Here is an 11,248-nt window from a genome sequence, read left to right as displayed (position 1 = left end):
ACTATGTCTCGTCCTGAAAAGTCTTTACAATTTGGAGCTGTTAATACTATATGTTCTTTACAATTGGTATTTCATCCGTTTAAGGGTTTACATTACCATTTTATGTAATCCTTATTCGGTTTTACACCATTGTAACAGTAATCCTTGTCAGGGTTTACTGAATTGACCTTCAATGTCCAAAGTAGGCATTTTAATTTTCTTTTCATACATAATTTTATTCTGGTTTTCTTTCCAATAATTTTTCCATTTTCTAGGTAAGTTTCCTTCAGAATCATGTGCTACTGCAGGTGTCATCATATTTATGCTCAAATGAGGTCTTTTAATATTGTATGCCTCAATGATCTCTGATATTTTTAAAGCTGTCTCATATTTGGTCGTTATCACAGATCTGTTCAGCCATTCTGTTTTTAATATGCCATTCACCCGCTCAGCTATAGCATTTTCTAAAGGATCACTATTCTCAGTCATACTTATGCTGATATTAAAAGATCTTAGTTTTGAAATGTATTTATCACAGCAATATTGAATACCTCGATCTGAATGATGGATAACACTATCCCTTTTGTCAGCAGGTAACTGAGAAAGAGCCATTTCCAAAGCCGACACAGCACCATCAGCTTCGAGCTTATTGGATATGTTCCAGCCAATTATCTTTCTGGAATACGCATCTGTTATCAGGGAAAGGTATAAATATCCTTCACCGGTCGTAACGTAAGTGATATCACTCACCCATACCTGATGTGCGCATAATAACGGCAGATCTTTGATCAGGTTAGGATATTTACGGTACCGATGCCTTGAATTAGTGGTTATGATTCTGGTTTTATGGTGTCGAACCAACAGATCGTTCTCTCTCAATAAATCAAAAAAGGAATCCCTGCCCATATGTATACTTTGTCTTTTCATTTCATCTCCAATTAAACTAAGAAGCTTGCGACCACCAATACCAGGTAAACTACTGCGCTCATTTTTAATCATTTCAAGGACAATCTGAGATTGCGCCTTAAATTTATATTCGTACCTCTGTAACTGATAATAAGCCTGTCTGGTAAAGCCAAACAATCCGCAGAGCTTATCAACGCTTAACTCCGGACATTCTTCTTTTATTTCTTTGACTGCCTGGCTCCAGACTTTTTTCTGATCGATACATTTAAATCACGTTCTGCAATATCTATCATCTTGTTTGTTGCCAGGTTAATCAGACGTTCTCGTTCCAGAGCTTCTTCCAGTTCTTTAATACGTTTAACCATACTTCCCTGAGTATCAGGTAGCACAATTTTGGGCTTCTCTGTAGATTTGTTCATAACTGAAGTTCTAAATTCTCCACCAAATTTACGAACCCAGTCTATAACAGAAGCATGAGAAGCTACTTTAAATTTAGCAGCTGTTGTTTTCATGCTGTCATCTGAATCTAGGTAATGTTGGACAACATCGCGTTTGAAATCGTCCGAATAATGCTTTACAATTTTCATCTTTTTTTAGCTTTTATGTGCTCAAAAATGTAAAGCTATATCAGGACAAGACAAACGAAGTGACTAGTGACATAGTAACGAAAGTTCTAACTAACTAACTAACTAACTAACTAACTAACTAACTAACTAACTAACTTTATTTCACCATCAAATCAACTAACTGATTAACATCCATATCGATAAAAGTATCGTAATCCAATGTTGCATTTAAGATTTGTTTCTGTTGTTTATCTGCAAATATGCGGGCCAAATTAATCCTGTATTTTTCAATCAGTTTAGGAATACCTTCATCGCGGCGGCGTGGATGCCCTATTGGATATTCAACCAAAATTTCAGAGAGCTTTGTTCCATCATTTAATGTAATCGTCAATCCATTTGCAATTGCCCTTTTTTCAGGATCATGATAATCTTCTGTTAATTTAGAATCTTCGATACAATTCATTTTATCACGCAAAACATCAATTCGAGGATCCATAGCTATCCGATCTTCATAATCTTCTGCTGTCAATCGGCCATAGATCAAAGGTACCGCAATCATATATTGTATACAATGATCTCTATCAGCAGGATTATGAAGTGGCCCCTTTTTATCAATAATGCGAATAGCAGCTTCATGGGTCCTAATTTCTATATGCTTAATAGACTCAACAGTTTTCCCTATTGCTTTAAGTTGATCATGCAGCAACATGGCGGCCTCAACGGCTGTCTGAGAATGGAATTCAGCAGGAAAAGAAATCTTAAATAAAACATTTTCCATCACATAAGAACCATAAGCTCGCTGAAATTGGAATTCCTTTCCTTTGAACGAAACATCATAAAATCCCCACACTGGAGCCGTTAATACGGAAGGATATCCCATTTCCCCTGTCTTGGCTATCAATGCTAACTTTACAGCACGTGATGTTGCATCGCCTGCTGCCCAAGATTTACGGCTACCTGTATTGGGTGCATGACGATATGTTCGCAGTGCCTGCCCATCAACAAATGCCAGTGAAACAGCATTGATCAATTCATCACGACTTAATCCCAACAATTTACCAACCACAGCTGTGGAAGCTACTTTAACAAGAATGACGTGATCTAAGCCCACTTTATTAAAAGAATTTTCCAAAGCAAGAACACCCTGAATCTCATGTGCCATGATCATTGCTTCTAAGACTTCCCTTGCTTTTAAAGGTTTTTCACCCATAGCAATACGGGTTCTACTTAACCAATCAGCCGTTGCTAAAATACCTCCTAAGTTATCCGAAGGATGTCCCCATTCTGCCGCAAGCCAAGTATCATTAAAATCCAACCAGCGCACAATTGTACCGATATTAAAAGCAGCCTGTATCGGATCTAATTGGTAGTTTGTTCCAGGAACTTTCGCACCGTTTGGCACAATGGTACCAGATACCACCGGACCTAACAATTTTGTACAGGCAGGGTAAGTGAGCGCTTCAAAACCGCATCCTAATGTATCCAAAAAACAGTAAAATGCAGTTCTCCATGCAACTTTGCTTTCAATCTTATATTGAAGTACATAATCTGCAATATCAGCCAAGACCTGATCAGCCGGTGGTCGTTCATTCGAAATTTGTGATGCCATTTTTTCTAAAAAACTATTCGTAAATATTAAATTTCAATTGTTGCGTTCATTTGTATACTTTCTCACATTACCTTTCAGAAATAGGAATATAAGGTCTATTTTCTGGTCCGATATAGTGAGCACTAGGTCGAATAATCTTTCCGTCCTGACGCTGTTCAAATACATGTGCCGACCATCCTGTTATCCGTGACAGCACAAATAAAGGGGTAAACATTTCTGTCGGGATACCCATTATATGATATGAAACGGCCGAATACCAGTCTAAATTGGGAAACATTTTCTTTTCTTCCCACATCACAGATTCCAAACGCTCGGCAATGGAATATAGTGTCATATCGCCCGCTTCCTCCGATAGCTCCCTAGCAATACGCTTAATAACCTGGTTACGCGGATCTGAAATGGTATAAACAGGATGACCAAATCCAATAATAACCTCTTTATTCGCTAACCGCTTACGAATATCAGCCTCCGCTTCATCAGCATTGGCATAACGACTCTGTATTTCAAAGGCTACTTCATTAGCACCACCATGTTTTGGTCCCCGCAGGGCACCAATAGCTCCTGCAATACAAGAATAAAGATCCGATCCAGTACCTGCAATAACACGGGCGGCAAAAGTAGATGCGTTAAACTCATGTTCAGCATACAGATTAAGAGACACCTGCATGGCTCTTATCCAAGATGCAGATGGCGGCGTGCCATGCAACAAGTGTAAAAAATGCGCACCCAAAGTTCCATCGGTAGTTTCGACATCAATTTCTCGGCCATGTTGGCTAAAATGATACCAATACAACAAAGCAGAAGCCATAGAGGCCATTAAACGGTTGGCAATATCGCGCGCACCAGCACTTGGATGACTTTCCTTTTCAGGTTGAATACTCCCAAATACTGAAACATAAGTTCGAAGAACATCCATTGCATGAGCAGTTGTCGGCAATTGTTTTAAAACTTTCTGTATCGCGATCGGTAATCCACGTTGACTTATTAATTGTGCCTGATAAGTGGTCAATTGCGATTTAGTCGGTAAATTTCCATAGATCAATAAATAGGCTACTTCTTCAAAACTAGCCTGATCTGCAAGTTCCAAAATATCATAACCTCGATAATGTAAGTCATTACCACTTTTTCCGACGGTGCTTAATGCTGTATTGCCTGCGGCAACACCAGATAATGCGACGCTTTTCTTGGGTTTAAAACCCATTTCATTTGTTTCTGTCATCATGCTTAGTATTGAACAATTGATCTAGTTTATTTTCATATGCATAATAATTAATGCTACGATAAAGTTCTTCACGGGTTTGCATACCTACCAGAACGCCAGCTTGCGTACCATCTTTTCGAATATGCTGATATACATTTTCAGCCGCTTTATTAGCTGCTCGAAAAGCAGAGAGCGGATATAAAATTATTGAAACTCCTACTTGATGTAATTCATCTCGAGTAAACATTGGCGTTTGACCAAACTCTGTAATATTTGCTAAAACAGGCAATTGGGTTGCTTCATGAAATCGTCTGTATTGATCCAGTTCATGAACAGCCTCTGCAAAAATAAAATCAGCTCCAGCCTCTTTATATGCGATAGCTCTATCTAAAGCCGCCTCTAAACCCTCGGATGCTAAAGCATCTGTACGGGCGCCGATTACAAATGTATTATCCGTACGTGCATCCACAGCAGCTTTAATACGGTCCACCATCTCTGTCTTCGATACCAATTCTTTTCCAGGTCGATGTCCACAACGTTTTGCTCCCACCTGGTCCTCCATGTGAACAGCTGCGGCACCAGCCTTGATCAAAGACTGAATCGTACGTGCTATATTAAATGCCGAGGGTCCGAATCCGGTATCGATATCGACCAATAAAGGGACTGGACAAACGTTCGTAATACGCTGCACATCAACCAGTACATCTTCAAGCGTGGTAATACCAAGATCAGGAATTCCCAAAGAACCCGCGGCAACTCCTCCTCCCGATAAATAAATGGCCTGAAAACCTGCTTGCTGAGCTAGCAGAGCATGGTTCGCGTTGATAGTTCCAACCACCTGTAATGGTTTTTCCTGTTGCATCGCTTCTCTGAAAAGAAGCCCTGGAGTTTTTATCATATAATTGGATATTATAAATGAGCCCGATAGCCGAGCAGATGCATTAAACTTTTTATTGTTTAATGTCCAAGAAATTTTCTCCTATATTATCGTACTGAAAAAAGTTCCCTTATTGCTAAAGATAAGAAAATAATGGTCTTGATCACCATCTTTAATGATCATTTTTCATGTAAATGTTCAAAATACACACTCTCAACAACACCCTCCAAAATATTGATTATCAAAAGTTTTATAATAAAAAAAACATCAATAAAATAATTAAAAAGGCTAAATACTGAGACAACCTGCATATCCACTGGGTCAGATGATGAGCAATAGAATTGGCTATAATTATATTGCTTATTACTACAAATTTATTTAAGTTTGCTTGTACGCAGTATGTTAATCATAACCCTTATTTAACCTTTTTCAAACCGTTTCACTACATCAATATGAACCTTAAAACTATCGGTTTATTTTTTCTTTTGCTCGCTTTATGTCAGCATAACTACGCTCAAAAAATAACCTTATCTTTTGGCGAAGAAGTACAACTTGAGGATCTACTTTTATCAAAAAAGCCCACGAAAAATTCAATCAACTGGCTAAATGTAAACACAGCCAAAGATACTTGGCGTTTAAATAGAAAATCACTAATATGTACAGGGCTTCCTATTGGTGTCATGCGGTCTGAAAAACTATATGAAAACTTTATTATCCATGTCGAATGGAAGCATATCTATGCAGGAGGTAACTCGGGTATCTTTGTATGGTCGGATGCAGAGCCCGATTCCATAGGAAGACTTCCACTAGGAGTTGAAGTGCAGATGCTGGAATTGGATTGGGTAAAACAGAATACCAAAGACGGTGTTGTTCCGCCAATCGCTTACGTTCATGGCGAATTATTTGGTGTGGGCGGTGTGGAAACAATACCAGATAATCCACGCGGTACAAGAAGTAAAGCGATAGAGAATCGGGCTAAAGGGAAAGGGGAATGGAATAAATATACGATCATCTGCGTGGACGGTACAATTAAACTAGCTGTGAACGGAAAATTTGTCAATGGTATTCGCAATTCGACTATTAAGAAAGGGTACCTATGTCTTGAATCTGAAGGTTCGGAAATACATTTTAGAAATTTTCAATTAATTGAACTTCCTCCAAGTGTTACCCACATTTCTCAAATCGTAAAAACAATAATACAATAACCACTTAAATTCGTTGCTGCTCTTTTAAGAGCAATTTAAAACAGAAAATTTAACAGCTAAAAATTAAAAATAATTAATTTCTGATCTTAATTGTAAGTTACAAGCAAAAAAAAGAAAACTTTTGATTTCGTTTACTGTTATATAATAAACAACAATCGTTAATTATATAGAAAACTTACGAATCATGAAGAAATTAGCATTACTACTTACAATTATGGGGGGAATAGCTTTCGGCGCAAATGCACAAAAAATCGAAACTGTTCCACAAAGTTCAGCAGATGTTGGAACTGCCCCAATAAAAAAAGGTAACTGGATGGTTGGTGGTTCCTTAGCAAATCTTGGTTATAGTTTTGAAGGAAAAGCATTTAATATCAACGTACAACCTCGAGCTGGTTATTTTGTTTCTGATGGTATCGCGATCGGAGCTCAAGCTAACTTAGGATTTATTGCTGTAAAAGATCATGATAACGAATGGAATTATGGTATTGCACCTTTTGTCAGATATTATTTCCCAGAAGGTTCATCTTCGTCAGGACGTTTCTTCGGACAAGGTGATATTGGTATCGCAGGTAGTTCAGTTGGAAAAGGTGCTTCCTTAGCTTTAGGAGCAAATCTTGGTTATGCACACTTTATTACAAGAACAGTTGCACTTGAGGCTACTGTCGGTTATAACTATACCAAATCGAACGTTAACTTAGGTGAGAAGTCTTCTGGTTTAGGAGTAGGACTTGGATTCCAAATCTATTTACCTGGTCAGAGATAAAAACAGATTTTTACACCGTATAAAAAAAGCACATATTCATCTATGTGCTTTTTTTATTCACGTAATTTTTTCATCATAAAACAGACTTCATTAAAGAATCATGAACATAATACGTTCTTAGGTTTTATTGTCATCACAGTCTGTTCATGCCAGCTTGTTGCTACTGGACAACCCAGTTTTTCATTATAATAAATATCAGATACAACATGCTCTTTTTCGATTTTCACCTCCAGCTGAAACATACTGTCCAAATCATTTAAAATACGCTGCTGATACTCCTCTCTTTCAGTTGCCGCAGGTAAAGTAATTTCATAGCAATACAAATACTTCTCCCTCCATAATGCGGAGTCTCCACAATCCTGAGTATGTAAATACTGACACCGATTATCATCATAGATAAAAATACGTGAGACAGGAAAATTTGCCGATAAACCAAACGCAAACAAGTAAAATTCATAAATCGCCATATTGACTAATGAGATTCGAAGTATATCGGCTTTTTCATCGCGCACAACAGCACTGTAAGAATCAAGTCCTTTTAAAGGAGATGTAAACTGTGCATAGTATTGTTCCGGAGGTTTTACTTTTAAAATGCTTTTTAAAGGTTGTTCCCGATTATGAGTTTGAAACTCCTTCATGACACGAGTTTTAAAACGATCTTGCCTTAATGTTTTCATTCTTATTATATGTTTATAAGTTTTTCGTGTAATTAAAAGCTTTAGCTATACTAAGTATGTTCCCAAATCACTTGACTTCCCTATAAAAAATTGAAAATAAAAAACCGACCTACTACATTCACAAATAAACAAGAACATGCATCTATCATAGAGCAAAAAAACTCACTTAAATTTATTGTATCAAGAATAAATTAGTCATGAAGATTTCTCTATCAGTGCTACTTGCCAGACAAGTAGGTCGGAAAAATCATAAGATACTAGCCGTTCACCATCTTTACATAAGCCGTTACAAATATGAAAAACAGACAACATGAAGTTGACAACATGTTGTGAAGTTGACGACTAGACTTATATTTTTTTTAAAATGTCATTATCTAACAAATTTTAATATAGCATGCATTTTATATAAATAGTGCATGTAAAAAAATGCGATCAAATCAAATGTCTACATGGCTTCAATCCCACTACTATTAAGATTTCTCGATTGCTATAAATTAATAAAAAATAATGCATACAAGAAAAGGCACCCTATTGGGTGCTTCTTGTATTATAGTGCACACGTAGTTCTTACCAATAAATTGAATATAGGGCAACCACAATCATGAGTACTAATAATGATCCAATAACAAAACCATTGTGAGATTTAAACATTTTTGCATCAATTTCTAATCCTTTAGGGACAATACCACGTTTGTTATCAATCAAACTAATGATTACCATGAAGATCACACAGATGATAAATACAAAACTCATCCTGTCTATAAATGGAATTTCATAAATACCTGTTGTTGGATTCAGCACAGAGAATCCGGTGCTTGATAAGAAAGAAAGGTCCATCATATCTGGCAACTTTTTGAATAGTACAGATAAAATAAAGCCTCCAATCGTTGCGAACATCGCTGCATTTGATGTTGTTTTTTTCCAAAAGAACCCGAGAATAAACATCGCAAAAATACCCGGAGAAACGAATCCTGTATACTCTTGAATGTATTGGAATCCCTGTTTTCCTTCTCCCATTAGCGATTCACCTAAAATAAGTGCCAATCCTGTTCCTAAAATCATGGAAACAATAACAGCTATTTTTCCAACATTAACCAAATTCTTTTCAGAAGCAGTTTTATTAATTGCTTTTTGGTAAATATCTAACGTAAAAATGGTCGCAATACTGTTTGCTTTCCCCGCTAAAGAAGCGACGATTGCAGCAGTCAATGCGGCAAATGAAAGACCTTTTAAGCCTGCAGGCAAAAGAGTTAAGAGCGCTGGATATGCTTTATTTGGATCCTGTGCTCCAGTTGAGGTCAATAAGCTTGATGCATCAATAGCACCTAAATTTTTATTTACAATATAGTAAACAGCAATTCCTGGGATCACAACAATCACTGGCATCAAGAGTTTTAAAAATGCAGCAAACAATAGACCATTTCTTGCTGTTGGCAAAGAAGCTCCCAACGCACGCTGTGTAATATACTGATTACATCCCCAGTAGCTTAAATTGGCTATCCACATACCTCCGATCAGAACACTGATACCAGGTAAGTCCATATAATTAGGGTTGTCGGTTTTGAATATCATATGGAAATGTTCAGGAGCATCATTATGCAAAGTGGTAAAACCAGCTAAAACACCATTACCATCTGAAATGATATTAAGTGCTAAGTAGGTAGCTACCAAACCTCCTAATACTAAGAAAAATACCTGAATAACGTCTGTATACCCAATAACTTTCATACCACCTAATGTGATGATGATAGCAAAAACAGCCAATAACATAATACATAAAGTCAAATCTAAACCAGAAATACCACTGATAGCGACAGCTCCAAGATATAAGATCGACATTAAGTTGACCACGATATAAAGCATTAACCAAAATACAGCCATGATCATCGCTACAGTACTATTATAGCGTTGGTTTAAAAACTGAGGCATGGTAAAAATCTTATTCTTAAGATAGACCGGCATAAAGAATATGGCTACAACAATCAGGGTTATGGAGGCCATCCATTCATATGCTGCGATTGCAAGTCCCATTTTAAAGCCCGAACCGCTCATTCCAATGAATTGTTCGGCAGAAATATTTGAAGCGATCAAGGAGCACCAATAGCCCACCATGTCAATGATCCTTCAGCCAAGAAATAGTCCTTTGCTCCTTCTGACGCTGACTTCTTTTTGTAGTAGATCCACAAACCATATGAAGCAACAATTATAAAGTATACAAAAAATACAATATAATCCTTCGTACTTAAAATAGTATTCATTAGTTAAGATTAATTAGATTTTGATATAAAAATGTGAGGCTAAATATAGAAATATTTATTGCAGAATCACATAAAAAAACCGACACAAAACTTATATAATCAATTTCACTCATCTCAAAATAGTTCAATTTTTATGTTTTTTTCCCAATTTTCTTTGTAATTTTGCACAATAATGTCAAAAATCTCATCAAATAGAGTTATTCGTTATACCTCTTTATTATTACTTTTCGTAATACAATTATTATTTTTATTAGCAATCTTTAAGGAAAATAACTCAACTATTGCCCTATCATTCTTCATCATTCTAATTTCATTCTTATTACTTTTCTCCTTTTTTAAGTCGCCAGTTCATCATAATAAATTAGCGTTTGAAAAAGTTTATATTGCCGTATGGGTTCCAATTGGTGCGATAAGTTGTTATTTTTTAAATCACGCATTTGGATTAGGTTCGGTATTTTCAGCAAGTTTAGTAGGGCTCACCGGCGCTTAATTCCGTACCTAAACAAAAAGTCAAGTTATCTGCCCATCTACCTCCTGCTATTTATTGCGGTGCATTCGTAGGTATGTCCAATACCAAAGTAGCTCATGATATTTATTTCATTCTCGCAGCCAGTATCTGTACGGCTATTCTGCTGATCATATCAAAAAGTTTGTTGAACGGAATTGGCGGTAAACTTGGAACATTGGCTTTTGCCGGAGTTACCATTACCTACTTGATTCTATTTTTATTTTCTAGATAATGATATTTACAGCGATTCTCATATTTACAGGAATTTTCGGGAGTTTACTCACTTATTATTTTAACAATAAGCTGAAACTTGGAGGTGTATTATCCTCATCCCTACTAACCAGCATTGTTGCTGGATTTGTCCACTTTTTCCCTTCTCATATTCCAAAAGAATTAGTCAATCATATTCCGCTGATTTTTATTGGGTCTTCTTTTGTTGGTATGGTTTCGAGCAATCAATTGTCTACATTTATCGGAGTTTCACTTTCCGGTCTTGTATACAGCCTGATCTATATCAACACCAGTAAATTTTTTGATGGTTTTGGCGGTGCATTAGGTACTTCAGCGTGCATATCATTACTGGTAATTATGAGCATACCTTATCTTCGGTCAAATCATAAAATGACACTGGGTTTCTTTCAGTTACGCCGTATGATATTTAAGAACACCAGAAGAAAATCGCAAAAAAATACCTAGTCG

General features: G+C 36.7%; 10 protein-coding genes and 1 pseudogene. 4 read left to right on the top strand and 7 right to left on the bottom strand.

The genetic code is table 11. The annotated features are described in order from the left end of the window. Nucleotides 1-147: 147 nt before the first annotated feature. The 5 genes from L950_RS13350 to prpB form a co-directional block, all read right to left on the bottom strand. The gene (locus L950_RS13350) at nucleotides 148-1,062 is read right to left on the bottom strand and encodes an IS3 family transposase (RefSeq protein WP_021190918.1); all 915 of its coding nucleotides are present in this window, start codon (nucleotides 1,060-1,062) and stop codon (nucleotides 148-150) included. Nucleotides 1,063-1,103: 41 nt separating this feature from the next. Further along, entirely contained in the window at nucleotides 1,104-1,472 is a 369-nt protein-coding gene (locus tag L950_RS13345; protein WP_021190917.1) for a transposase, read from the bottom strand. 136 nt (nucleotides 1,473-1,608) lie between these two features. Next, nucleotides 1,609-3,060 carry a bifunctional 2-methylcitrate dehydratase/aconitate hydratase gene (locus tag L950_RS13340; RefSeq protein WP_021190916.1) on the bottom strand — a complete coding sequence of 484 codons (1,452 nt, stop codon included), beginning with the start codon at nucleotides 3,058-3,060 and terminating at the stop codon, nucleotides 1,609-1,611. Between the two features lie 67 nt (nucleotides 3,061-3,127). Further along, nucleotides 3,128-4,282 carry a 2-methylcitrate synthase gene (gene prpC, locus L950_RS13335; RefSeq protein WP_021190915.1) on the bottom strand — a complete coding sequence of 385 codons (1,155 nt, stop codon included), beginning with the start codon at nucleotides 4,280-4,282 and terminating at the stop codon, nucleotides 3,128-3,130. Beyond that, complete coding sequence (gene prpB, locus L950_RS13330) at nucleotides 4,263-5,159, bottom strand: methylisocitrate lyase (protein WP_021190914.1); 897 nt, start codon at nucleotides 5,157-5,159, stop codon at nucleotides 4,263-4,265. Before prpB ends, prpC begins: the two co-directional genes overlap by 20 nt. A gap of 431 nt (nucleotides 5,160-5,590) precedes the next feature. Between prpB and L950_RS13325 the strand changes: the two genes are divergently transcribed. Both L950_RS13325 and L950_RS13320 read left to right on the top strand, forming a co-directional pair. Beyond that, nucleotides 5,591-6,343 carry a DUF1080 domain-containing protein gene (locus L950_RS13325; protein WP_021190912.1) on the top strand — a complete coding sequence of 251 codons (753 nt, stop codon included), beginning with the start codon at nucleotides 5,591-5,593 and terminating at the stop codon, nucleotides 6,341-6,343. Nucleotides 6,344-6,527: 184 nt separating this feature from the next. Next, nucleotides 6,528-7,106: a hypothetical protein gene (locus L950_RS13320; RefSeq protein WP_021190911.1), complete on the top strand. Its 579-nt coding sequence runs from the start codon at nucleotides 6,528-6,530 to the stop codon at nucleotides 7,104-7,106. A gap of 98 nt (nucleotides 7,107-7,204) precedes the next feature. On the opposite strand, the gene L950_RS13315 is transcribed toward L950_RS13320, so the two are convergent. After that, nucleotides 7,205-7,783 (bottom strand): hypothetical protein, encoded by a 579-nt coding sequence (locus L950_RS13315; RefSeq protein ID WP_021190910.1) that lies wholly within the window; start codon nucleotides 7,781-7,783, stop codon nucleotides 7,205-7,207. A 567-nt stretch (nucleotides 7,784-8,350) separates the two neighbouring features. Beyond that, nucleotides 8,351-10,041: pseudogene (locus tag L950_RS13310) on the bottom strand (sodium/sugar symporter). A gap of 563 nt (nucleotides 10,042-10,604) precedes the next feature. Between L950_RS13310 and L950_RS33250 the strand changes: the two are divergent. Both L950_RS33250 and L950_RS13300 read left to right on the top strand, forming a co-directional pair. Further along, nucleotides 10,605-10,781 carry a hypothetical protein gene (locus L950_RS33250; protein WP_231577261.1) on the top strand — a complete coding sequence of 59 codons (177 nt, stop codon included), beginning with the start codon at nucleotides 10,605-10,607 and terminating at the stop codon, nucleotides 10,779-10,781. Beyond that, nucleotides 10,781-11,245, top strand: coding sequence for a hypothetical protein (locus tag L950_RS13300; RefSeq protein WP_021190909.1), 465 nt, complete (start codon nucleotides 10,781-10,783; stop codon nucleotides 11,243-11,245). Before L950_RS33250 ends, L950_RS13300 begins: the two co-directional genes overlap by 1 nt. Nucleotides 11,246-11,248: the final 3 nt, after the last annotated feature.

It is taken from the genome of Sphingobacterium sp. IITKGP-BTPF85, from assembly GCF_001006065.1.
GTDB classification, from domain to species: domain Bacteria; phylum Bacteroidota; class Bacteroidia; order Sphingobacteriales; family Sphingobacteriaceae; genus Sphingobacterium; species Sphingobacterium anhuiense.
The sequence above is the reverse complement of the archived record's forward strand: the minus strand, read 5'-3'. Positions and strand labels throughout refer to the sequence as shown.